At 37.1% G+C, this 24,511-nt stretch carries 19 protein-coding genes; 1 reads left to right on the forward strand and 18 read right to left on the reverse strand.

From position 1 onward, the window contains the following. From K5G00_RS17285 to K5G00_RS17370, 18 genes are all read right to left on the reverse strand, one after another. The coding region (locus K5G00_RS17285) for a sulfatase-like hydrolase/transferase (protein ID WP_238767436.1) at positions 1-963 on the reverse strand (963 nt) is incomplete at its 3' end. 111 nt (positions 964-1,074) lie between these two features. Beyond that, positions 1,075-2,703: a RagB/SusD family nutrient uptake outer membrane protein gene (locus K5G00_RS17290; protein ID WP_238767437.1), complete on the reverse strand. Its 1,629-nt coding sequence runs from the start codon at positions 2,701-2,703 to the stop codon at positions 1,075-1,077. A gap of 10 nt (positions 2,704-2,713) precedes the next feature. After that, positions 2,714-6,016, reverse strand: coding sequence for a TonB-dependent receptor (locus tag K5G00_RS17295; protein WP_238767438.1), 3,303 nt, complete (start codon positions 6,014-6,016; stop codon positions 2,714-2,716). Between the two features lie 187 nt (positions 6,017-6,203). Then, positions 6,204-7,328, reverse strand: coding sequence for a FecR family protein (locus K5G00_RS17300; protein WP_238767439.1), 1,125 nt, complete (start codon positions 7,326-7,328; stop codon positions 6,204-6,206). 58 nt (positions 7,329-7,386) lie between these two features. Beyond that, on the reverse strand, positions 7,387-7,977 hold the full coding sequence (locus tag K5G00_RS17305; RefSeq protein WP_238767440.1) for an RNA polymerase sigma-70 factor: 591 nt from the start codon (positions 7,975-7,977) through the stop codon (positions 7,387-7,389). A 152-nt stretch (positions 7,978-8,129) separates the two neighbouring features. Continuing rightward, positions 8,130-9,596, reverse strand: a complete 1,467-nt coding sequence (locus tag K5G00_RS17310; protein WP_238767441.1) for a Gfo/Idh/MocA family protein — start codon at positions 9,594-9,596, stop codon at positions 8,130-8,132. Between the two features lie 113 nt (positions 9,597-9,709). After that, the gene (locus K5G00_RS17315) at positions 9,710-12,469 is read right to left on the reverse strand and encodes a phosphoenolpyruvate carboxylase (protein ID WP_238767442.1); all 2,760 of its coding nucleotides are present in this window, start codon (positions 12,467-12,469) and stop codon (positions 9,710-9,712) included. 62 nt (positions 12,470-12,531) lie between these two features. Continuing rightward, entirely contained in the window at positions 12,532-14,013 is a 1,482-nt protein-coding gene (locus tag K5G00_RS17320; protein ID WP_238767443.1) for a phytoene desaturase family protein, read from the reverse strand. After that, positions 14,006-14,746 carry a hypothetical protein gene (locus K5G00_RS17325; protein ID WP_238767444.1) on the reverse strand — a complete coding sequence of 247 codons (741 nt, stop codon included), beginning with the start codon at positions 14,744-14,746 and terminating at the stop codon, positions 14,006-14,008. Before K5G00_RS17325 ends, K5G00_RS17320 begins: the two co-directional genes overlap by 8 nt. Beyond that, complete coding sequence (locus tag K5G00_RS17330; RefSeq protein WP_238767445.1) at positions 14,719-15,813, reverse strand: glycosyltransferase; 1,095 nt, start codon at positions 15,811-15,813, stop codon at positions 14,719-14,721. The genes K5G00_RS17325 and K5G00_RS17330 overlap by 28 nt, the downstream gene beginning before the upstream one ends. Beyond that, a complete protein-coding gene (locus tag K5G00_RS17335) occupies positions 15,813-16,430 on the reverse strand; it encodes a 1-acyl-sn-glycerol-3-phosphate acyltransferase (protein ID WP_238767446.1) in 618 nt (205 codons plus the stop codon). The genes K5G00_RS17330 and K5G00_RS17335 overlap by 1 nt, the downstream gene beginning before the upstream one ends. A gap of 5 nt (positions 16,431-16,435) precedes the next feature. Continuing rightward, positions 16,436-17,044, reverse strand: coding sequence for a carotenoid biosynthesis protein (locus tag K5G00_RS17340; RefSeq protein WP_238767447.1), 609 nt, complete (start codon positions 17,042-17,044; stop codon positions 16,436-16,438). A gap of 58 nt (positions 17,045-17,102) precedes the next feature. Next, complete coding sequence (locus K5G00_RS17345; protein ID WP_238767448.1) at positions 17,103-17,789, reverse strand: lycopene cyclase domain-containing protein; 687 nt, start codon at positions 17,787-17,789, stop codon at positions 17,103-17,105. Then, positions 17,789-18,271, reverse strand: a complete 483-nt coding sequence (locus tag K5G00_RS17350; protein ID WP_238767449.1) for a sterol desaturase family protein — start codon at positions 18,269-18,271, stop codon at positions 17,789-17,791. Before K5G00_RS17350 ends, K5G00_RS17345 begins: the two co-directional genes overlap by 1 nt. Beyond that, positions 18,268-18,813: an isopentenyl-diphosphate Delta-isomerase gene (idi, locus tag K5G00_RS17355; protein WP_238767450.1), complete on the reverse strand. Its 546-nt coding sequence runs from the start codon at positions 18,811-18,813 to the stop codon at positions 18,268-18,270. The genes K5G00_RS17350 and idi overlap by 4 nt, the downstream gene beginning before the upstream one ends. Further along, the gene (locus K5G00_RS17360; protein WP_238767451.1) at positions 18,810-19,655 is read right to left on the reverse strand and encodes a phytoene/squalene synthase family protein; all 846 of its coding nucleotides are present in this window, start codon (positions 19,653-19,655) and stop codon (positions 18,810-18,812) included. The genes idi and K5G00_RS17360 overlap by 4 nt, the downstream gene beginning before the upstream one ends. 94 nt (positions 19,656-19,749) lie before the next feature. After that, positions 19,750-20,541: a DUF1295 domain-containing protein gene (locus tag K5G00_RS17365; RefSeq protein WP_238767452.1), complete on the reverse strand. Its 792-nt coding sequence runs from the start codon at positions 20,539-20,541 to the stop codon at positions 19,750-19,752. A gap of 133 nt (positions 20,542-20,674) precedes the next feature. Further along, positions 20,675-21,325, reverse strand: a complete 651-nt coding sequence (locus tag K5G00_RS17370; protein WP_238767453.1) for a carbohydrate-binding family 9-like protein — start codon at positions 21,323-21,325, stop codon at positions 20,675-20,677. 220 nt (positions 21,326-21,545) lie between these two features. On the opposite strand from K5G00_RS17370, the gene K5G00_RS17375 reads away from it, so the two are divergent. Further along, entirely contained in the window at positions 21,546-24,491 is a 2,946-nt protein-coding gene (locus K5G00_RS17375) for a DEAD/DEAH box helicase (RefSeq protein WP_238767454.1), read from the forward strand. Positions 24,492-24,511 lie beyond the last annotated feature (20 nt).

Here is a 24,511-nt window from a genome sequence, read left to right on the forward strand (position 1 = left end):
ATCCGGGTCAGCTCCACCTTCCTGGTGTGGCCCGTTGTCGGAACTAAACATCACGATGGTATTATTTTCCAATCCCAGTTCTTTTAGTTTGGCCAATACTTCGCCTACCTGCTGGTCTAAAAGTGTTACCATCGCGGCAAATGCGGCATGGCTTTCTGCTTGTGTACCGTAAGCGCCGTTTCTAAAATCCTCATCCCCGGGCTCTGCACCTTTAAACTCTTTTTCAGAAAGAAACTGCCCCCGAAACTCAGCAAGGTTTTCTTCGGGTAACAATAACTCGGCATGTGGAATTACATTCGGATAATAAAGAAAAAATGGCTTGTCCTTATTTTTTTCAATAAACTGCAAAGCTTTTTCGTGAATCAGTTCAGCGGCATAATCTCCAAATTTATCTCCCTGGTTTCCTTCCAATATAATTTTGGTTTGGTTGTCCCATAAATATGAAGGATAATAGTTGTGTGCCAATCTCTGGCAATTGTAGCCAAAAAACTCGTCGAACCCCTGGTTGTTTGGTTCTCCTTCAGAGCCGGGATAACCCAGTCCCCATTTTCCAAAACCACCGGTTACATAACCGGCCTGTTTAAGCATCTCGGCAATGGTAAACGTGCCATCAGGAATGGGCCACTGTCCTTCGGGCTGAACTTCTTTGTTCCCGCGGATGGGCGTGTGCCCGGTATGCTGCCCGGTCATCAGCGATGAACGTGAAGGGGCACAGACAGTTGTGCCTGCATAATGCTGGGTAAACAACATTCCTTCGCGTGCCATTTTATCGAGATTGGGCGTTTGAAAACGGCTTTGACCGTAACAACCCAAATCGCCGTAGCCCAAATCATCGGCCAGAATGTAGACGATATTGGGTTGGGAACTTGTTGTTTCCTCGCCGGTTTTTGACTGCTTATTGCATGAATTTAAAAGAAATATTCCGGATAAAATTAGAATTACAAACCTTGTTTGTTTGATCATGGTGTATTGATGAATGTAATTTTTGAAAAATATTGAAATAAAGGAAGATAAAAAAGCTAAGTATAAAATTCTCAGAATTGTGAATGAATTAGTACTTAGCTTTTATTTATTTTATTTCCAATTGTCTTTTTGAGTTAAAGTAGTGTTGATGTCTAACTCATCTTGAGGAAACGGCCATGGTAAGTCTGTTGAACTATATTGCAAGTTAAATACAAAATAGTGGCCATTTGAGCCGACAGGAAATCTGTCGTAGTTATCCGGATCATCGGTTAATTTTATTCCGTACATCGGTTTGTCACTTAATTTATCAGTTGCTTCACCCCAACGGTTGAGATCCCAGTATCGGAGTCCTTCCCATGCTAATTCAACTCTTCTTTCACGTTTTAAAATCTCCATCAATTTTGTTGCGTCAGTTTCAGTTACCGAAGGCATCTGAACAGCTTCTCTGCCCCTAACAGCATTAATGGTTAAATCAAGCAGACTCTGATCAATGGTTGTGCCCTCATTTATTTTGCATTCAAGATAACTCAACAATATTTCCGCGTAACGAATAATTGGAATATCTACACCCGAACTATATACGTCGCCGGTATATCCGTTATCCACATATTTTTGAAGACAATAACCTGTCATTCCCGCATCGTAGGTAAAAACATCTCCAATAACAGAAGTTGAATCGGGATGACCATGATAAACTCTTCCGTTGATTGTTGATATTCCCGGATAGAAAATTGTATATAGAAGGCGGGGGTCTCTGTAGTTTACTCCATCTTTTACCACAGGTGATTGAGGATCATAAAGTTCACTTTCTTCTATTGTTTTTCCGTCGGTACATAAATACGCGTCAACCAAACTTTGGAAAGGATTCATATGATGCCAGCCTCCGTCAACACTCGGACGATAATACAATTGAGTGGAATTGGCGATCTCTCCCGCCAAATATTTTCTTGAAAAGATGATTTCGCTGCTCTCTTCGTTTTTCCCGTTAAAAAGTTCTGAATAAAGCGGATCTATTTCATGAACACCAAGGTCAATTACAGCTTTAAATGCAGTAGCTGCTTCTCCCCATCTTTCTTCAGCCATGAGTAAACGTCCTTTTACACCTAAAGCAGCAGCCCTGACAATCCGGCCATGCTGATCGGAAGATCTTGTTACAGGAAGATCGTTTGTTATTGCTTCCAGTTCGCTCAACACAAAATCCACAATATCTGACTTTGAGGAACTATTAATGGTAATTGATTCTTCCATTGTAAGAAGTTTTGTTACCAACGGAACTCCCCCCCAATATTGCGACATATTAAAATAAGCAAAAGCTCTCAAAAAACGTACCTCAGCTATCATTTCCGCTTTTGTTCCGGAATCCATGTCCTCGATTGTTTCAATGTTCTCGAGAAAATAGTTACATCCTGCTATTTCTTCGTAGGAGTTATTCCACAGATTTTTTACTTCAGAGGAAGATGGATTTAGGTTTCCGTAAATTAGAAATGATTGGTTCGGTTTTCTGTCAATCCCGTTGTCCGTATTGTCATCAAATTCACAGATGTGGTCAGCATTGCTCCAGGTGTTCGCCTTATTATAAACTCCTGCCAATGCAAGTTCTGCATCTTCGGGAGTGGTCCAGAAGTTTTCTGTTGAGAGTTGTGAAAGTGGTTGCTTATCCAGAATACCTTCCTCACACGAGGTGAGAAAAATAAAAGAAATAAACAAAGAAGCTGTTATTAATTTTATATATGTTTTCATAATTATCTATTTAAAAATTAACATTTACACCTAAAATGTATGTTCTCGACATTGGATAGTGAACACCTTCACCGTTTTGAACATTTAGCTCAGGATCCCAGCCATCAAAGAAGTTGTCAAATGTGAACAGGTTTCTACCGGCAAGATATATTCTCATTTTATCCACTTTTAAAGCGTTGGTTACTGCTTCCGGCATGTTATATCCAATTTGTGCCGACCTGACTTTTAAGTAGGATGCATCCCACGCCCAATATGTAGATATGTAGGAGTATGGTTCGTTGTTGCCACCACCATGAAGGTAAAAACGTGGATAAATGGCATTGGGATCCGGGTCTTCTTTTGTCCACCGGTTATCCCACATCCATTGCTGCACATTCGATTTGTTTGCAAATGCACGTCCGGCCATGTTGTTGAGGTATCTTCTCATTCCTCCGGCGCCATCAAACGTAACTGAAAAATCAAACGACTTATAATTAGCGCTAATCCTTGCTCCGTAATTGTATTTTGGAGCAGTTTGTCCGATAACACTTCTGTCATATTCCGGGTCAACTTTTCCGTCAGGAACTCCATCCGGGCCACTGATATCTTTATATTTAATATCACCCGGAACAGGATCGTATGGCTGAGTTGCAGAATTCTGAATGTCTGCTTCGTCAACAAACAAACCATCGGCGGTATAACCATATATTGCATTTAGCGGTTCACCAATAAAAAGTCCTTTTGAAATGTCTTTTTCCACATCGCTTAACTCAAGTACTTCTGTATGAACAAAAGAGAAATGGGGCGCAATGTCAAATGAAAAATCTCCAAATTTTTCTTTATAACTCAGATTAAAATCCCAACCTGAATTTTTTACTTTGCCCGCATTTGAAGGAGATGCATTTAGTCCGAGAGTACCTGCTGTTGTAATTGAATAGAGAATGTCACGTGTCGTTTTATCATAATAATCTGCAGATATGCTGACTTTTCCATCCAACACAGCGAAATCTAATCCAATATCAGAAATTGCTGTAGTTTCCCAGGTTATACTCTGATTTGCTACTGTATTGAGAACAATTCCGGCATTTACGTTATTGCCCCAAATAGCGTTATTGCCCGAAGACAAAATGGCCTGATAAGGATAATTTCCAATTTGCTGATTCCCCAGTTCTCCCCACGACCCACGTAGTTTCATGTTGTATATCCAAGGAAGACTCTCTTTTATGAAATTTTCTTCAGATATTCTCCATCCAAATGAGAATGAAGGAAACATACCGTATTTGTTGCCTTTGTCGAATCGCGACGAGCCATCGTAGCGAACATTTGCCTCAAACAGATATTTGCCAAGGTAGTCATATTGAATTCTTCCAAAATATGAAACAAGTCCCCACTCTGAGGCACCTCCTGTATTTTTTTGATTTTCAGAACTTCCCGCATCCAACTCGAACAGTTCATTGGTAGGGAATTGATCGCGGTAGGCAGTTAAGTACTCATATTTACTTTCAATCTGAGAATAACCGGCCAAAGCACTTATCGAATGATTTCCAAAGGTCTGTTCATATTTTACTAGGCCTTCCAGTGTTAATTCTCTTCTCGTATTCCATTCCACATCCAGTTTTGCAGGCCCTGCATAAGTTGTTGCATCAATTTGCTCATCAGCGGCATAAAGCTTATAGTTGGTATGGTCAAACACATATCCGCCACGGACAATTATTGTTAAAGGATCTAGTAATTTATATTCCAGGTCAGTATTGGCGATAAAATAGTAATTACGCTCCAGTTCATTTGATGTTGCGTCAATGTCTGCCCATGGAGAACCCTTATCTACACGTCCGTAATATCCTTCTGAGGTACGACCTGCAATAGATGCCGGCATTCTTGCAATTCTGGTTACAACACGCATCGTTGTGCGATCGCCTGTTGCTGCTGCCGGACCTTTTTCGTCGTCAGCTGTACCGGCAATATTTGCAATTAATTTTAGTTTTTGGGTTATTTCACTGTCTATGTTTAACCTGATGTTATATTTGTTATAATAGTTTAGAAGGTTATCTCCGTAGTTGTCGTAAAGGTTATTTTGCAAAAGACCATCGTTTCTGAGGTATCCTACTGAAAAGCGATAAGTTGTTGTTGAATTTCCTCCCATAAGAGAAATATCGTGTTTTGTTTGATAAGCTATATTATCAAAGGCCATTTCATAATGTTTATCATTGGGATAATTATCATGATCTGTTCCGTCTCTGAATTTTTGGATGTCCTCTTCAGTATAAATAGCACCTTGTCCTGCATTGGTCAATGCTTCGTTATACGCGAGAGCATAATTCCACGAGTCTACAAATTTAGGCAGGTCAGCAAGTTCACTAAAGCCAACTGAACCGTTATACGTCACTTCTGTTTTCCCCTTCGTACCTCTCTTTGTTTGGATTAAAATTACTCCATTTGCTGCTCTTGAACCATAGATAGCCGCAGAGGCGGCATCTTTTAAAACAGAAATATTTTTAATATCGTTTGGATTTACAGCATCGAGTGAACCAGGAATACCATCAACTAAAACCAGCGGATTATTTCCGGCATCGCTAAATGTTCCGAATCCCCTTATGTTAATTGATGTTGAACTGCCGGGCTGTCCGTCTGACTGCCGGATAGAAATTCCGCTCATTTCGCCTTGTAACGCCTGTCCAACAGAAATAATTGGTTTATTTTCCAGTTGTTCGCTGCTGGCCGTTTCCATAGAACCTGTTACATTTTCTTTTCGCTGTGTTCCATAACCAATGGCAACCACTTCTTCAATGCCAATTGCATCCGGTTTCATAGTTACACTTATAGTTGTTTGGTTACCTACTTCGATTTCCTGTGAAATCATCCCAACAAACGAAAAAATTAATGTTGTATTCTCCGGTAAGTCAGAAAACGAGAAACTGCCGTTAACATCAGTTACGGTACCTTGGGACGTACCTTTGACCATAACGGTTACACCGGGTAATGGTTGACTGGTGTCGTCAAGTACCTTCCCTTCAACTTTTTCCTGCTGGCTTCCGTCGGGCGTAATAACAATGAGATTGTTTTCCATTATTTTATACGTTACTTCCGACGCATCAAATAATTCATTCATTATTTCATGAATAGATTGATCATTGATGTTGAATCCAACACGGCGGTTCAGATCCATAAATTTTTCGTTGTAGAAAAAGCGAAATTCACTTTGGTTTTCAATTTTTGAAAGAACCTCTTTTACGGTGTTGTTTTTCGATTCTACCGTTAAACGTGTTTGTGAGTAAACCGTTGCCGATAGTTGCAAAACACAAAACAAGGTCAGAAACATAGTTAGCTTTGTCATAAGCATAAGTTTTATAAAGTTCCGATTGAGCGGACGGAACAAGCCAGTACAAAATTTTTTCATAAATTTGAATCGTTAAGTTTTAAAATAGGTTGTTCCATAATGCGAATATGAAACAACGTTAATTAACACATTGCAATTGGGAGATCTCGCTAAAGATCTCCCAATGTTTTTAATTGGTTTAGATTTATTCCATAAGTAAATTTTTGAATTTTTCCATTTTTTTGCCGTCTGCCATAATGTATACTGTTTTGCTGTCCACAACGTATTTTATCGGGGCCGCAAAACTTATTGCTGTTAAAATCTGTTCCAGGGTTTCATCTTCCAAAGTACCACCGAATGAGTATTCTTTCAGGATTTCGTTATCGAAAATAACATTAACATCGTAGCGCCGTTCGAGTTTTACAGATAATGATCCAAGTTTCTCGTTACTTATTATCCATCTTTTTTCTTTCCAGGATACGATGGGAACCGGATCAATTTTCTGAATAATTTGCATCGATGGTTTGTTGGTGGCTGTTTTTTCTCCTTCTTTTTCACCAGTAGTATTTTCCACTATGTTCAGAAATTGTTCTTTTTTTGTAAATACAGCTTTTTCGTTTGTTTTAAGAACAAGGTTTTCCTGAAGTTTTACAACGCTACTTTCCAGTTTTACCGAACCCTCCAAAAGTGTGGTTTCAATGGTTTTTTCTTCTTTATATGCTTTTACATTAAATTTTGTTCCGAGGGCAGTAACACTAATTTCGCCCGTATTTACTATAAACGGAAGATTTTTGTTTTTAGCAACTTCAAAAAAAGCTTCGCCCGAAAGCTGAATGTCTCTGTTGTGCGTTCCAAAATTGTTTGCATATTTAATTGAAGTTCCTGAGTTTAACCAAACTTTACTGCCATCGTGTAGTTTTACATATGAGCGTGAACCCAAAGGGGCAACATACTCCACAATTTGGGATGCAACATCAGATGAGCTTGTTTTTAAGTTCAGGAAATAAAATCCTGTGCCCCCTGCCAACATCGAAACAATTACAACTGCGGCAATTTGAATCCAACGTTTCCATTGAAACGGATTTTTATTTTTATAATGAAGCTGTATTTCCAGTTCATCCCAAACTGACTGAACGTCTATCTTATCATCGATTACAGGAAGACGGCTGGCTTGCCATATATCAGAAAGCTGATCAAGAAAAAATTTATGTTCCTGACTTTTCTCTAACCAGTTTTTTAAAGTCGATGAATCAGACTCATTAAAGTTGCCTGATAAATAATTGATCAGAGCTTCTTTCTCGCGGTTTGATATAAATAGTTTATCTTCCATATAGGTCTCTGTTATAATGACACATTTTTTTGGGTTTGGTATTACAGACGATGTCAAATTATTTTAAAAAATAAAAAAAAATAGTTGTAATTAGGAATGGTATTGCTTCTTTTATTTTTTTTAATGCTCTGTATATTTGTGTTTTAACTGTTCTTTCCGAGATGTTTAATTTTTCTGCAATTTTTTTATGAGGAAGCTCTTCAAAACGACTTAATTTGAAAATTTCGCGACATTGCTCAGGCAGTTTGTCCACAATTTCAAGAATCTGTCCTTCCATTTCGCTGGCAAGTAAATTTCCAATGGGATAATCCGGAGTAAAAGGCTGTTTTTGTTTTAACTCGATTAGATAAAGATTGTCGGAAGGTATTTCCGGATTTTTCTTTTTTTGTCTTTCCAGATAGTTCAAACAAAGATTATGGACTGAACGAAAAAGATATCCGGAAAGCGAAGTTTTGATTTCAATTTTTTCGCGATTTTGCCAGAGAGTAAGAAAAAAGTCTTTTACCAAATCTTCGGCGGTTTCAAGCTGCCGCGTATAGTCAAATGCATAGGTACACAAACGCGCGTAATATGTTTTAAAAACAAGTTCAAAAGACTTTTGGTTTCCTTTTTTTAATGATTCGACTAATTCTTTTTCAATCCCGGTCATTGTTTGTTAGCAAAAGAGTGCGAAAAATAGGTGAAAAATTTTCAGAAACAAAATAATGAATACATAAAGAACCGGTCTGCCGATTATTCATTCGGCAGACCGGTTCTTATTTAAAAGCGTTTGCTATAAACGCAAATCTTTTCTGGAAATGGCTATACTGACTCGGGCGAGGGAATATCAAATCCTGCATTTCGTGGATCTCGAAGCAAGCGGTTTGCTTCAGTTGAATAATCGCCGACAAAGTGTTCTGCTTCTCCATCAAATCTGAGCCACGGTCCAACAATATATTCAGCCTGGTCTTGCGGAACACCCATTCCATCGGAAGCAATGTCATGGATTTTCATAAATTCCTGGAAAGCAAGTTCGTTATCACCAAATCTTCCGGCGCGTGCGTTGAAAGGAACTTTTTCACCCAGGCGGTAGGAGATATTCATTAAGTGCCCAAGCGTACAACTGTAATGTGCATCGTACATTGTTCCGTTTGCCATATATGGATCGTTCGCTTTGCAAGCTGTGATAAAGCTTTGCCAGTTCCCTCCCGGAGTAATTTTTACTTCTTTAATCGGAACATTGCGAGCTTGACTTCCGTTGCTTGAAATGTATTCTCCGTCCCACAATTTTCCGCCATCTTCAAAATAGAAGCGGTTGGTTACTTCCCGCTGGTAGCCTTCGTGGTTCACATTTCTTACATTAAAAAATACATACTGCCCATTGGAAAACTCAGCCAAAGCAAACATGGTATTGGGTGTTTCACCCTGGTCGCCCCATTTGAAGCGCCCCCCGATTGCCATTACCCGCACTGGATGCGTGTTTTCAACTTCCGAATCGAGTGCCCAGTATGCAACATCGAGTTGGTGCGTTCCCTGATTATTTAGTTCTCCGTTTCCAACCGGCCAGAACCAATGCCAATTATAATGAACCAGATTTTTATGAAAGTTATTTACAACGGCAGGCCCTTTCCATAAATTCCAGTCTAAACTGGGCGGTGGTGTTGACGGCGGTTCAAAGCCAATTCCTTCCCGGGGTTTACAAGCAAACCCATGAGATACTAACATTTTGCCATATTTCCCCGACCGGATATCGGAAACCTGTTTAGCCCAGTCGTCGCTGCTTCTTCTTTGGGTTCCGTGCTGAACCACAATTCCATATTTCTCGGCTGCTGCAAGCGCAACACGACCTTCATAGATGTCATGACTGGCAGGTTTTTCGACATAACAATGTTTTTGTGCCTGGGCAGCCCAAATGACCATTAGTGAGTGCCAGTGATTCGGTGTTGCGCAGGAAATCGCATCAATGTTTTTGTCATCAAGCACCGTTCTTACATCGGTAACTCCTTTTACCGCAGAACTTGAAGCTATCTCGTCTTTAACCAGATTTACCCTTTCATCGAGTATTTTTTTATCCGGATCAACCAAATAGGCAATTTCTACATTGTCGAGTTTGCCAAATCCGTTGATATGGCTTTTGCCCCTGCCATTTACTCCGCAAACTGCTATCCTAAAACGATCGTTGGCACCCATAATTGAAGCATAAGATTTTGCACTAAATCCCATTCCTCCAATTGTGATTCCTGCTGTTCCAAGAATACTCTTTTTAATAAAATCTCTACGTTGTGTCATTTTTGAAGTTAGGTTTTTTAATTCGTTTAGTATTAAAAATGGATTTAATATTGGCTAATGAAACTACGAAATATTTTTAAGATTAAAAACTTAATGTTCAAATAATAACTATTCTACCCGGTTGTACCCATGGCATTTGCAATAGCATTTACTGAAATTAGCAGCTGCTGAAGGAGTAAGTCTTCTTTAGAAGAATGATTATCATCTTTTCTCCATTTTTTCATTTTTCGTATCTGATATTCATGCAAAACATCTAAAGCTTCAGCACGTAAAGCAGTAGAAAAATAATGATTTTTTCTGCGTTCCTCCATTGGTCGTCCGAGTAATTCCTGCATCAGGGTTCGTGTTTTTTCCAACTCGGCTAAAAGAAGATTCAGAATGGTTTCTTTTGTTTTTTTATTTTCAACCAGTTCGGCATACATTTTCATTATTCTTTCATCGGTACTTGCCAGGCTGGTGTCGATATTTGTAAGAACGTATCTGACAAAATGATTTGTTTTGATTAGTTTTTTTAAACTGTTGTATTTCTCCGGAAAATTATTTTGCATCTTTTCCAGTGTTGAGCCAACTCCATACCAACTGGTAATATGAAATCGAGCTTGTCCCCAGCTAAAAACCCATGGAATGGCTCTTAAATCGGAAAAGGTTCGTTTGCCGGTTCTTCTTGCCGGCCGGGAACCAATTTTACTTTGTTCAATGACATCAATAGGTGTAGCTTGCTGATAAAATTCAAGAAAATGCGGGTTGTTAAGCAGTTCATTGTACACAATGTAGCTTTCTTTTCCCATAAACTCCAGGATTTCTACTACTTCGCTGTCAATCTCTCTGTCGAGTTTATGAAGCAGGGTATTAAGGGTATCGCCGGCCAGCATCAATTCAAGATTATAAACAGCATTTATTTTGTTCGCAAATTTTTTTTCGATGGTTTCACCCTGTTCTGTAATTTTAAACTTGCCGGAAAGTGTCCCATGTGGTAATGACCGTAAAAACCAATGTACAGGTCCTGCACCACGGCTGATGGAGCCGCCTTTGCCGTGAAAAAACTTTAATTTTATTCCATATTTATTGCCAACTTCAGTGAGCTCTTTTTGAGCTTTGTAGAGGTACCAGGAACTGGCCAGAATTCCTCCGTCTTTGTTACTGTCGCTGTACCCAATCATAATTTCCTGCACTTTTTGCTGGCGGTTATTTATTTTTTTCTGGTACTCCAAACTGTCCTGAACTTCCGGGAAACTGAAATATTCTTCCATTATTTTGGGACTGGCTATTAAATCGTCGATGGTTTCGAAAAGCGGAACAACCGGAAGTTTCAGCGTTAGGTTATTTTCGTAAATGGTAAGACCGGCCTCACGCGAAAGAATGTAAACCATCAGTAAATCAGAAACATCGCGAGTCATACTCACTATCAGACTTCCCAATGCAAATGAAGAATACTCCGAGATATGATCCTGCAACACTTTAAAACATTCAAGTGTATTTTTTGCTTCATCGGGGAGGTTTTGCCAATCGCGTAAAAAAGGACGGTTAATTTTTAATTCTGAAGCTATTAACTTCATTTTTTCATCCTGAGCCATTTCAGATGGCATTACTTTTCCCGATTTTGAAGCATTATAAATTTGCACCAATGACTTTTCGTAGTAGCTGCTGTTTTGCCTGATGTCAAGTTCAGCCAAATGAAATCCAAAAACACGGATCATCTGAATTGTATCGTTAACATTGTTGTAAGCCAGACTTGAGTGAGCAGAATCAATAAGAGCATTTCGCAAAATCTCCAAATCATTTATCAATTGATGCGAGTGGCGATAGCTACCCTTGTTATCAGATAATTCAAAAAGTTGGGCTCTGCCAATATTTATGGGAAGTTTTTGAATAAGCAGAAGTACAAAAAGTTTATATGCTTCATGCCGGTTGGCGGTAACATTTGATTTGGTTTCTCCGCCCAATTCTGAAATTATTTCCTTTGTTCTGTCGGAAATCTTTTCTGGAAGATTCTCCAATTCTATATAAAAACTAAGATTTTCTGCCAGCTTTAATAATTCATTTTTAAGTACCAAAAAAGAATTTAGCCTAAGTTTTAGCAGGGTTGATTTTGTAACATTTGCTGTTACCAGTGGGTGACCATCCCGGTCTCCTCCGATCCAGTTGCCAAATTTAAGCCGGGGAAATTCGTTTTTTTGAACCAATTTGTTCGTGTCAAATCCTGCAAATTTCCATCCCCGTAAAAGTCGTCGGTTTAAAAGGCCAACCGTTTCAGGGAAAACGTTAACAAAGTAATGTATAACATTGTCCAATTCGGTTTCTATATTCGGTTTTTCGCGATAATATTCATCGATATGCCAAATTGAATGAATGATTTTTTTTATTTCATTTCGGTTTTCCTCTTTTTCATAAGAGTTATACATCGAGTTTTCGCGTTTTACAAGAAGCAAATAGAGCTCTCTGTATTTTTTTATGACCACCGGCCGTTTGGCTTCCGTTGGGTGAGCGGTTAACACAGGTTGAACTTCAATCTCATTAAAAGTATCTGTAATTTCATTTTCAGAAAAACCACTTTCTTTCAGAATTTCCAAACTGTTGCTCCAAAGTCCGTTAATGGAATTCAGGTTATTATCTTCTTCTGTTTTTCTTCTGTTTTGAACAGCACCATTGGTTTCAGCCAAATTAAGCAACTGAAAACATACCGAAAACAGCTGGAAGTGTTTTTGAGTGAATTCCATATTTTCGTATGAGCAGGTATCGCAAATCCATGGAATTATATTTGCCAATTGTTTTTCTTCGTTTTCAATTAAAACTTCTTTAAAACAATGTAGTAAGAATTCAAGATCGTGATAGGGTTTCCCCAGTTGTGTTTTTAGAATTTCGAGTTGAGTCATAAACTAAAATTAAAGCCCCATTTAAAGATACATTACTAAAGAATGGATTCAAAAATATTCCTTTACCTTTTGTTTTGAAGTTTAACAATTCTTTCGAAAGTAAGTTTTGAACTGATTATAGCCATGGGTAGCCCTGCACCCGGAATGGTTGATGCTCCTACATAAAATGTGTTTTTAAGATTCTCGTCGAAATTGGCTGGTCGTAAAGCTCCTATCTGTTTCATATTGTGAGATAAACCTAATCCGCTTCCCCGATACAGATTGAATTTATTTTGCCAGACTTCAGGCGTATAAATGGTTTTTGAAATAATTTCGGGTTGTATATTCATTTTTATACGTTTCGAAAAATCGGCGATGATACTGTTTACAATTTCATCTTTGTCCGACCAGTCTGATTTTATTTTCAAATTAGGGACAGGACAAACAAAAAAGAGGCTTTCGCAGCCTTCGGGCGCACATTCCTTATTATGTTTTGAAAGTACATTTACATAATAATAGGGTTTTTGCAAGGTATCCGGGTTTTTCAAGACATTGTGTGCATATTCCTCGAAATTCGAACCCAGATAGTAGTTGTGATGATCAACCTGAGGAAGCTTACATTTTATACCTAAATAGAAAGTAAGATAGCCCATGGTCCAGTTCATTTTGTCAAGTTTGGGTTCAGAATATTTTTTTTGTCTGAATATTTTCCCCCTAAACCAGGCTGCATCGGCATTGATCACAAAAATATCAGCTTTCCAAATTTGTTTATTTTGGTCTGTTAACGAAACCAGCGTCCCGTTCTCTTTATTAAAGTCTTTAATTTCGGTGTTATAGTGAATGGTTACCTTTTCTTTCTTCAGTTCCTGAACCAGACCTTCTACAATTTTATACATCCCTCCTTTTACATTGTAATAGCCATCGTGTTTAAATTCTGTATACGACAACAAACTGTAAATTCCCATTGTATCGAAAGGAGTCCTTCCGAGGAAGAATGCAACCAGTGAAACAATTTGCCTGGCTTCTTTTGAAGAAAAGTATTTTTTCACATGTTGCCAGAAGCTTTGAAAAAGAACCGGAATATGAACCGGATTTACCCGCATTAGTGTAAAGATATATGCTGCCAGTGAATTAAAATTATTCTTGATTACCAGATCAACTGTATCGTGAAACAGAGCGGCCGATTTTTTTATATACCGGTCAAATTTCTCCTGAAAGTCAGGCTCAATTTCTGAAAATTGATCCGATAGTTTGTCAATGTCCTTGTAGAGGTGAAAGGTTTTGGGATTATCAATAAAATTAACCGAATACAGCGGATCCAGCTCCACATAGTCAAACGGTAAACGAATATTACAATCCTTGGCAAATTCTTCAAATTCGTACGACATACTAAAAAAACTGGGACCCGTATCAAAGGTAAAACCGTCTTTTTTTATCTGGTTTAAACGTCCGCCTGCCTGATGGTTTTTCTCCACCATTTCCACCTCAAATCCTTGTTTTGCCAGCCGGAGTGCGGTAGCCAGTCCGCCAAGTCCGGTTCCAACTACGAGAACTTTGTTATTCATTTTTGTTTTTTTTCTTTAAAAAATCCGGATATAATTCTTTTTTAACATATTCAAACCTGGGTTCGGTTTCAAGTATCTTATTATATATAGAATCCGCTTTTTCTGTTTCGTCTATATCTTCGTACGATTGAGCTATTTGAGTCAGCAAGCTTAAATAGTTCCAGTTGTCTTCTGTTTTCGCTTTTTCTGTTTCCATTAGCCGTAAAGCTTTTAGAAAATATTCCACCGCTTCTTTTTTTGAGCCTCCAAAAACCGGCGGCATATAAAACTGGCTGTTTCCGTATTGAATGCATCCCATTGGGTTTGTCTTGTCTTGTTCAATGGCAAGTTTTGAGTGGTTTAGACTTTTCGGTCCTAAAATTGTTGCTTTTATGGGCGAGAGGCCAATCTTAAAGCCATATAAAGCCGATTTATAAGCATTTATTTCAGAAATTGAATAGTTTCGATTTTTTAGCTTTTCAAGGTTTTCTTCCGCCAATTTTATGGTTTGTTTTGCTTCTCCGTTTTTGTCTTCACCAATACACCAGCCTATATAGCCATATTGGTAATTTACCAGTTCAATTAAAAATTCAGGGGGCTTTTCACTTTGGCGCTGCATTTGGTCAATTACGGTTTTCCATTCTTTCATGTTTCCTGAAATGTAGGCTTCGTAAATTTTTTCCTTGTTCGAAGCCCAACTGTTCATAGTTAACAGTACACTCAAACTTATGAAGATATATTTCTGTCTTTCCATTTAAATTGTTTTTTTATGTTTTTTATAATGGCCTTTCCAATAAAAACTCCAAGTGTAATTTGCTGAGGAATAATTAAAATAGTATTTGTAAAGCTGTTTTGTTTACTGGCAACTGAAACAAATATTCTGATTAAAATGATAGAGACAAAGTAAATTATGACAATAGCCTTTGGGAAAACAAAAAGTACAAATAAAAAGCCGAAGGTTGTAATCATCCAGAATAAGATGGCTAGAAATGGCGAGCCTCCGAAAAAGGTAATCACATTTTTTGAAAATCCATTTACAGCTTCCTTATAATTTTTGTACATACGGCAGCTGATGTTTTCTGTGCCGGAGAGACAGGCAACTTTTATGCTATCTCTTTTAAGCAACTGCGCGATTTTGATGTCTTCAACTTTTTCTATTTTTACTCTTTCGTGCGGATTTATTCTTTTATAAGTTTCAGCACAAAAAAGCATAAATTGACCATTGGCAGCCGAAAGTGATGGAAATTTTATTTTTCTTACCAGGATGAGGGGAAGAAGCGAAAGCAAAATATAATTCATGTTTGGTATAGTAATATATTCACCCCAACTTTTCATTGTTTGCATCGGGAAAATGGACAGTAAGCCCAAATTATGTTTTTGAGAATAAGATAAAGTTTGTGAAATTATATTTCTATTTATTCTTACATCTGCATCAAGAAAAAGAAAATAATCTCCGCGTGCATGTTTTGAAAGAGAATAACAGGAGAAATTTTTTCCAAGCCACCCATTAGGCAAATATGTAGAATTGAATAGTTGAATCCGGGAGTCTTTTACCAGAAATTCGGAAACAATAATAGCAGTTCTGTCGGTCGACTGGTCGTCGAAAATTAGAATTTCAATGTTTTGATAATTTTGTTTTTTAAGATCAGATATAATATTTCCTATATTTTTTTCTTCGTTTCGTGCGGGAATTAAAACCGAAACCAACGGATTCGAATGTTCTGGATTTTTAGGCAGAAGTTGTCTGAATATCAAATTTGCAGCTGCAATGAGCAACTGTATCCCGGTAAAAACAATTATGGAACCAGCTATATAGATCATTACGATTCTTTTTGTTTTTGAATATTAACACAATTTTTGTGAAAATCATTAAATCCTTTCTGCATTTCCAGAGTGTTGAATTTGCCAGAATATTCCTCAAAAAAAGTATAAACTGAAGGTTTGGTATTTGAAAAATAATCCACGAGGTTTACCATAAAAATTACCTGAATTTTGTTCTTTAATTTTTGAAGTATCTTTTCCATGCCCTTTTCAAAAACGAATTCGTTTTTGTGAATACTCTGAATCTTTCCGGTTGGAAAAAGCAATACAAGGTTCTCTGGGTTTTCAAGTAGTTCTGCCGTGTAGTCAAATGTTTCTAAAATCGATTTTGATTTTTTTTGAATGGAGAAACCGCCGGTGTATTGGAAAAACCAGTTTTTTCGCAATTGTTCTTCCAGCATCATAAAATAGTACTTACGATGAAAAAAAAAATGGTTCAGATTCAGTGCCCAAATACCGTCCCACCAACTTACGTGATTGCCGATAAGCAAAACAGGTTGTTTATTGTTGGCAACGTCGCCGAAAAGTTTTACCGATTGAAACATGTGATTCATTTTTCGGATTACATAAAACCGGAAAAAAGGGTCGAGCAGAAAATGATGTTTTGCTTTTATCATCGCATTTATAGTTTAAAGAATAAAAGTAAAACAATAAAAAACGACAACTGACAAAAGAGGATAACCGGCGCCAGTTTGTTTTTTGTTTCAACGTTTAATATTTTCAGAATGGAATGAAAAAGAAGTGCCAGTAAAAACCAAGCTATATAATTTTTTACAGGCACATTCCCTTCGAGCCAACTCCACATATCTAAAACCGGGGAAACTTGTTCTATAATTAAATCGTACCCCAGCATTATAAGTGATGCAACAAGGATTTGCAGCGTCGCATTTATTTTTAGTTTTCTTGCAACTGACGAAGAAATGTAAATAAGCAGTAACCAGTTAATTCCAATCATTAACGGGGTGTTAAACAGTTCAATCCCCAAACTTTCGCCATAATTGTAATTTCCGAAAATTATACCGGTATTGACGCCAATTACCTCGGCAGCAAATCCCAGAATATAAATAGAAACAAATGCAATTAAATCATTTTTTTGAAAATGAGAGTGAAAAAAAAATAGCGCCAAAACACTGAGCAGGATGGCAAATGGAATTAATTTTTTGAAAATGAAAAACGTTTCGGGAAGAAGCATTCCTGCAATTCCAACAGTGTAAAAAACAATAAAAAACACGGTCACAAATTTAAAATGCAACTGTAGTTTGTTTTTTATTTGTTGAAATAAGACCATTTTAAAGTATTTGTTTTTTTCGAAATAGCTCAATCAGCAGCAGGTTAAAGAGTAACATACTAAACGCATAAGCAAAATCTTCTATCGGAATCGTTAAAATGCGGATTCCCAGGTTTTCCACATCGTTGTACCAAACAATTGGCTGGTTGATCCATGTTCCGGTTAAAACTCCATTTACTACTACAAACGGAACTAAAATGAGCAAAAAAGTAACAAAAAAGTTTTGTGTAACTTTTGTTTTTAAAATCAGCGAAAAGAGAAGTGCCAAAAGCATTTTCAGAAAGATGTAAAAAGTATAGGCCCGCTCAATATTTGTAAATGCCAATACAAAACTGAAAAATAAAAACCCAAGGGTAGTCAACTGGGTGAGTTTACGATTTAGCTTCACATTCGGAAAATATTCAACAAAAGAATAATGCAGAAAAAGGCTTGCATAAGGAATAGCAAAGAAAAACAGGATTTCTTCCATCGGTAGGTTAACTATTGTAATACCGGATAGATATCTGGGATTAAATCCCCAAATTCCTTTGTCAGTAAAAATAATGTCGAAAATGATATAAATGATGGCAACAATGGTTAGGGATGGAAAAACAGTTTTCCATTGTTTGTAGAACCGTAAACGTTTGTCAAAACTCAATAATAGCGGTATTCCGACAGATGCCAAAAGTAGCACAAAGTACAGCGACATTAATTTTTGTTTTTATAAAAACGAAACTGAAAAATCAACAGGCCATAATTCTCAAAATCACGAATATTTTTTCCACGATGATGCGCCATGTGCGCGCGAGCCACAGCACTCATAAATTTGTTGTTTTTGAGTCTAAATAAAAACGGGATTTTTAATCTTTCGTGAATAATTACATCATGGATGGTAAAATAACTAAGTCCGTAAAAAGAAATACCAATTCCAACTGCAATCATTTCACTCACTTTAAACCAGAAGCCAAGTATTAACAAAACAATGGCCGGAATAGCGTATACTAAAAAGAAATAATCGTTTTTTTCCATTCCTGGTTCATAAGTTTGCGCTTCGTCAGCTTTTTTGTGGTCGTTTATATGGTGGTCTTTGTGCCATTTCCATAGAAAACCATGCATGACATATTTGTGGTTCGACCATGCTACAAACTCCATAAACGCAAATGCCCCCACACCAAGCAAAATATTAATCATATAGCGTGATTTTTTAACTTTTGTAATTCATCGTACACACGTTCAAAAATTATTTTAAACCAAACTGTATATTTCTCCGGGTAAAATTTAATATCTGTTTTTAAATCTTCAAAGTTTAAATATTTCCATTCGTTTACTTCGTTGGTATTTATTTGCGGATGCTTATCAGTAAAGCCAACAAAAACATGGTCGAGTTCATGTTCGGTTAATTGGTTGTCGAGAGGTTCTTTGTATGTAAACCAGAAGATTTCTTTTAATTCGGCCTGCAGACCCATTTCCTGTTGTAATCGGCGATTTGCAGCATCCAAATTTGTTTCTCCAGGATGTGGATGGCTGCAACAAGTATTTGTCCATAAGCCATTGGAGTGATATTTATCAAATGAACGACGCTGTAATAACCATTCTCCTTTCGAATTGCAGATGAAAACTGAAATAGCCCGATGTAAAACAGGATTTTTGTGGGCTTCCAGCTTTTCGAGTAACCCAACTTCGTTGTCAGCTTCATCAACCAGTATTACAAAATCTTCTTTTTTATGTGTCATACCATGTTTAAGTTACTAAGAGTTTTTGCTTTTACCAAAAGCATTATCTTTTTGATATTTGAAATTCGAATTCTTTTGTGGAGAAGCTTTTTAGCGGATGTTCGTTCCAGTTTCTTCAGCAACACCCGGTAGTAAAGGTATGCCAGCAGAACAGCAGTCCGCGATTTTCCAGGTAGTTTTTTTATCCCGGAGTAAGCATCTTTAAAGTCTTGTTTTATTTCTTTGATTATCTGATTTTTCGATGTTTCATCGAAAGAGGAAAGGTCGATATTCGGGAAGTAACACCGGCCAAGTTCCTGATAGTCGTTTCCTAAATCGCGTAAAAAATTCACCTTCTGAAAAGCTGACCCCAGCTTCATGGCTGGCCTTTTTAACGCTTTAAATTTTGTATCACTACCGTTACAAAAAATACGAAGGCACATCAATCCTACAACATCAGCTGAGCCATAAATATATTCATCAGTTTCTGTCTTACACGAATATATTTTCTTTTCCAGATCAAATTTCATGCTGGTTAAAAAAGCATCGATGTATTCCCTCGAAATATTGTATTCTGTCACTGTTTTTTGAAATGCATGTAAAACAGGATTTAAACTGATTCCCTGTTCAATTGCTTCATTTAAATCTTTTTCAAAACGTTCAAGCAGTTGTTTTTTGTTGTGTTTATGGAAAGTGTCAACAATTTCATCGGCAATCCGAACAAAACCATAAATTGCGTAAATCGCATTTCGCTGTTTTTTTTCCAGCAAACTTGCGGCAATCGAGAAAGATGTACTATAGCTAATAGTTACAATTTTCGATGTTTTGAATGCAGTTTCATCATATAGTTTTGTTTCAGTCATATATTTCCTTATTGTCTTCAGAAAGTTGTTAGCATTGGTTTTACATTCTCCTTTTATATTTTTATCAAGTTATGTTGTTTTTATTTTTTTACCTCTATACATGCGCTGTTTTTTGGAACCATGGGAAGAATGCACTGGTTTTTAAAGCGTATTTTTCATAACCCGATTTTTTTTGTTTTAAAGATTTTTCCAACATGGTAACCCCGGAGACTCTGATAATCAACCATGTCATCAAAACCGAACTTAAAATTGGAAAATAGCTCCCCGCTGCTACAGAAAAAATAGCATAACTCCACCAAACAGATGCGTCGCCGAAATAATTTGGGTGCCGCGTAAATTTCCAGAAACCGGTTTGTAAGACTTTTCCCTTGTTTTCCGGATTTGCTTTAAAGTTTCTCAGTTGATAGTCGGCGCCGGCTTCAAAAGTAAATCCCACCAGCCATGTAAAAACCGCCGCAAAATCGAATACGTTTAACGAATTTTCTTTTGAGAAATATTGTACAGCAAGAAGCGGAGATGAAATCAACCAAACCAATACTCCCTGCAATAAAAATACCTGAAAAAAACTTACCCACCAGTAGCGTTTGGGGCCATAATGTTTTCTGAAATTCTGATAACGATAGTCTTCTGGTTTTCCCAAATTTCGTATAAAGATGTGGATGGAAAGACGCAAACCCCATACACCAACCAACGCAAGAAGCAACAAGCTTCGGGAAGTAAACTCATTTGTTTTCTGAAAATATATAAAATTGACGAGAACAAATCCAAGCCCCCAGAAAATATCGACAATGCCCGCGTCTTTCAAACGTACGCTAAAAATCCACGCCAGAGTAAAGAGCGCGACAATCCAAATTAAACCTTCAATGTAAATTTCAAAAAAAAGCATTTGTTTAAGTATTGTTTGTTTTACTTAAACAAAAAAATCTTTGTTTTGATTAATGGAATTTTAAAAAAAATGTTAAAATATTTATTTACAGCAAGTTTTTGAGGTCTCAATCTCAGGTTTTAAAATTTAGTTTTTAGCTTTCAAAAAACACTTCTCCAAAATATTCAGGTCTGTGATAATCCGGATTTTTAGTTTTAATGGGATTCCACGTAACAAAATGAGGTTCGGAGGTATCGTCGCCGCATTTGTAAAAATTAGCGCTTGCTTTTAATCCATTCAGAGAATTTAAATTACTGTATGCAAGACATTCTTTTGGAATCCGAATCATCATTTCCCACTCAAATTTGCCTATTTTTTCTTCAAAAGGTTGACTTCCCAACGAAGATGTAATTTCTATTTTTTTTATAATTTCCGGATCTACAAATTTGCGGTTGCCTCTCCCTGCACCAAATGCAAGGTGAATTGTTCCAATACAATTAAATTCAAAATTGTAATAGTTTTCACCGTCGGCCGAAATAAAAAATTCAACACAACTGTCTTTATAAACGTCGCCGTTGGTTCTGGTTTCTTTTGCCAAAATGTATTTTTCAACTACATAATATTTAAGCCATATTTCGTTTTGAATGTGGCCGATGCGAAAAGAAACCTTAGGTTGATAACTAAACTCCTCCCAGTTTACAGTATTGATAAAGTTTGAAACAGTTTGTTTTTCCAACAGGTTTTCTGCTTCACTTAAAGAAACAGGCCGATTTATTTTTAATTGTTTGATAAATAATTCCTTCATAACATTTGTTTTTTGTAAAGGTAAAAATAGATCTTTTTTGTGCTTTTTCTCAATCAGAAATTAATCTCTCAAAGAAAAACTAAATTGTTAAGTTATCTTCCCCGTTTGATTTTGTCCTTCCCGTTTTTTATTTTCCTTGTTATATTTGAGGTTCTTTTTGATTGAAATATTTTGTTCAGTATAAACTTTTAAAATAAACAGAAGTTAACGGGAAGCAAAAATGGCTGAAACCGAATTTATAATTGCCCTTACCGAACACCGGTATTTTGGAAGTGTTTTTGTACCTTATCTGATTGAAAAGGAAGAGCAGTTTTATATTGTAAAGAGGCATATTAAACCACGCGATCTGGAGAATAATTCAGACTACAGTTTTAAACCATACGAAAGAGAACTGGTTGGAATTATAGAAAAATACAGTGACGAAAATTTAACAAAGAAGTTTTCCCGTGCGGGAAGTGTTTCCGAATTTTTTTCTTCGCTTAAACCAGGGTATTTTGAAAAAAATATCACTCCGTATATCGAAAAACAGATGTTTAAGGTGGCTGCAATTTTAATGTTGTGCCCCGTACGTTTATTAAAGAAGGAAACAAAATATGCCAATTTGTATGATGAGGATGAGATTTTGGTACAGCCGGTTTTTGCAAATCCGGTTTTTTATTTTGAACGTACTGAAAAAGAAACACATTACCGGTTAAAAGTATATCTTGATAAAAATGAAATTACCCTGAAGAATTCAAAACTCCAAATTATTTGTAACGAACCATGTTTAATGATTCACCGCAGCCGTTTGATTGTTTTTGAAGAATTTAATGCAAAAAAAATGGTTCCTTTTTTTGAAAAGGAAAAAGTGACGGTTCCCCATTCAATTGAAGAAAAATATTATTCCGGTTTCGTGTTAAATACCATCCGCGATAATGATGTTCTTGCCAAGGGGTTTAAAATTCTTGAAGAGGATTTGAAAAAAAGAGCGGTGCTGAGTTTGGAGAAAAATTTAAAACAGGAGCCGTGTTTTGTGCTTCATTTTTATTATGGTGATGAGAAGTTTCTCCCGAATTCAAACCGAAAAGTAGCTGTAAATCTTCACAAAAGGAATGACAGTTATGTTTTTGAAAAAGTAAAACGAAATTTTGCATGGGAAAACACAATTCAGAACCATTTAAATGAGGCCGGATTAAAGGAAAATAACGGAAGTTTTTTGCCCAAAGGATATGAGTTGTTTGAACATAGCGACTTGGTTTACTTTTTGGTCAACTGGATAAACCAGCATAAGAATAAACTGGAAGCAAACAATATTTATTTCACGCAGAGCAATTTGGAAAAAAAATATTTTACCGGAGATCAGCAGCTTGAAATGAAGGCAAAAACTTCAGGAGACTGGTTTGATGTTTATGCAACGGTTCGTTTTGGTGAATTCCAAATTCCGTTTATCAAACTAAAAAAGTATATTCTGAATGATATTCGGGAGTTTGAACTGCCAAACGGTGAAATTGCTGTGTTGCCCGATGAATGGTTTGCCCGCTACAAAGGGCTGGTTCCTTTTTCGAAAGGGCAGGGCGAAAAGCTGCAGTTTGAGAAACATCATTTTATGCTTTTGAAAAACGGGTTGCAACAATTTGATAAATCGGTGATGGAACGTTTTCAGAAAATGGAAACGACAGCGACAAAAGGATTAAGCTTACCAGCCAATTTAAAGGCAAAACTCAGAGCATACCAGGAAGAAGGTTTTCAGTGGATGTTTCATTTGTATAAGAACGGATTTGGGGGGTGCCTGGCCGATGATATGGGGCTGGGTAAAACCTTACAAACACTCTCTCTTTTATTAAAATTAAAACGGAATAGAACAAAGCAGATAAAGGTTGTCGACCCGACAGAAAAAGACGGGCAGCTCGATTTATTTGAAACATCAGGAGAGGAAGAAAATAATCAGTCGGCGAGTTTAATTGTTTTGCCAACGTCGCTTGTACATAACTGGGACAATGAAATCAGGAAATTTACTCCGGCCTTAAAAGCATACAAACATATTGGAGTCCAGCGTAAGAAGGCAGTTGATTTGGAAAAAATCACGGAATTCTACGACATTATTTTAACGACTTACGGAACAGTTCGCAATGATATTGATATGCTGTCGAAAACAGAATTTTTTTACATCATTTTAGATGAAAGCCAGTTTATAAAGAATCCAACATCCAAAACCTACAAAGCAGTAATGAAACTGCGTTCGCAGCATCGTTTGGTTCTTACCGGAACGCCGATTGAAAACTCATTGTCAGATTTGTGGTCGCAAATGAATTTTTTAAACAAGGGAGTTTTGGGGAATCTCGCTTTTTTTAGAAACAGCTTTATTACACCCATCGAGAAGCACAAAAGTCAGGAGCAGCAAGAGAAATTGCAGCTTCTGATTCGCCCGTTTATTTTGCGACGTAAAAAAGAAGAAGTTGCTAAAGATTTGCCACCGCTGGTTGAACAGGTGCGTGTTTGTGAAATGTCGAAAGAGCAAAGTAAACTGTATGAACATGAGAAGTCGGTAATTCGGAATACCATTCTGGAGAATATTGAGAAAGAAGGGATGGAGAAATCGGGATTTGTGATTTTACAGGGGCTTACCAAATTACGGCAGTTGGCTAATCATCCATCGCTGATGGAAAAAGAGAACGAAGAAAGCTCCGGGAAGTTTGATGAGATTTTTAGAATGCTGGAAAACCTTGTAGCTGAAAATCACAAAGTGCTGATTTTTTCCTCTTTTGTTAAACACCTCGAATTGCTTCAGGAGAAAATTGAAAAACAGAAATGGAAATACAGTTTGCTAACAGGGCAAACTTCAAAACGTGAAGAGGTAATCCAGAGTTTTCAAAACGATCCGGATAATCGTATTTTTCTGATTTCGCTAAAAGCCGGCGGGGTAGGCCTGAATCTAACTGAAGCCGACTATGTTTTTATCATTGATCCGTGGTGGAATCCGGCAGCGGAAAATCAGGCGATAAATCGGGCGCACCGCATCGGGCAGGGTAAACACGTTTTTGTCTATCGTTTTATTACTGAAGATTCGATCGAAGAAAAAATTCAGCAGCTACAGGAACATAAAAGTTCGCTGGCCGATAAGTTTATTAACTCCAATAATCCGTTTCAGAAAATTAGCAAAGAGGAAATTGTTGTCTTGTTTAAATAAATTTTGTTGCTGAATTTCTA

Origin of the sequence: Maribellus maritimus (assembly GCF_022267315.1) — a bacterium.
Lineage (GTDB): Bacteria > Bacteroidota > Bacteroidia > Bacteroidales > Prolixibacteraceae > Draconibacterium > Draconibacterium maritimum.

Excerpts from the sequence above, each read along its gene's own strand:
- idi (WP_238767450.1), bottom strand. The coding sequence starts at position 18,813 with ATGACACATAAAAAAGAAGATTTTGTAATACTGGTTGATGAAGCTGAC.
- K5G00_RS17360 (WP_238767451.1), bottom strand. The coding sequence starts at position 19,655 with ATGACTGAAACAAAACTATATGATGAAACTGCATTCAAAACATCGAAA.
- K5G00_RS17305 (WP_238767440.1), bottom strand. The coding sequence starts at position 7,977 with ATGACCGGGATTGAAAAAGAATTAGTCGAATCATTAAAAAAAGGAAAC.
- K5G00_RS17365 (WP_238767452.1), bottom strand. The coding sequence starts at position 20,541 with ATGCTTTTTTTTGAAATTTACATTGAAGGTTTAATTTGGATTGTCGCG.
- K5G00_RS17370 (WP_238767453.1), bottom strand. The coding sequence starts at position 21,325 with ATGAAGGAATTATTTATCAAACAATTAAAAATAAATCGGCCTGTTTCT.
- K5G00_RS17350 (WP_238767449.1), bottom strand. The coding sequence starts at position 18,271 with ATGATTAATATTTTGCTTGGTGTGGGGGCATTTGCGTTTATGGAGTTT.
- K5G00_RS17345 (WP_238767448.1), bottom strand. The coding sequence starts at position 17,789 with ATGTCGCTGTACTTTGTGCTACTTTTGGCATCTGTCGGAATACCGCTA.
- K5G00_RS17300 (WP_238767439.1), bottom strand. The coding sequence starts at position 7,328 with ATGGAAGATAAACTATTTATATCAAACCGCGAGAAAGAAGCTCTGATC.
- K5G00_RS17335 (WP_238767446.1), bottom strand. The coding sequence starts at position 16,430 with ATGATAAAAGCAAAACATCATTTTCTGCTCGACCCTTTTTTCCGGTTT.
- K5G00_RS17290 (WP_238767437.1), bottom strand. The coding sequence starts at position 2,703 with ATGAAAACATATATAAAATTAATAACAGCTTCTTTGTTTATTTCTTTT.
- K5G00_RS17295 (WP_238767438.1), bottom strand. The coding sequence starts at position 6,016 with ATGACAAAGCTAACTATGTTTCTGACCTTGTTTTGTGTTTTGCAACTA.
- K5G00_RS17320 (WP_238767443.1), bottom strand. The coding sequence starts at position 14,013 with ATGAATAACAAAGTTCTCGTAGTTGGAACCGGACTTGGCGGACTGGCT.
- K5G00_RS17325 (WP_238767444.1), bottom strand. The coding sequence starts at position 14,746 with ATGGAAAGACAGAAATATATCTTCATAAGTTTGAGTGTACTGTTAACT.
- K5G00_RS17375 (WP_238767454.1), top strand. The coding sequence starts at position 21,546 with ATGGCTGAAACCGAATTTATAATTGCCCTTACCGAACACCGGTATTTT.
- K5G00_RS17310 (WP_238767441.1), bottom strand. The coding sequence starts at position 9,596 with ATGACACAACGTAGAGATTTTATTAAAAAGAGTATTCTTGGAACAGCA.
- K5G00_RS17330 (WP_238767445.1), bottom strand. The coding sequence starts at position 15,813 with ATGATCTATATAGCTGGTTCCATAATTGTTTTTACCGGGATACAGTTG.
- K5G00_RS17315 (WP_238767442.1), bottom strand. The coding sequence starts at position 12,469 with ATGACTCAACTCGAAATTCTAAAAACACAACTGGGGAAACCCTATCAC.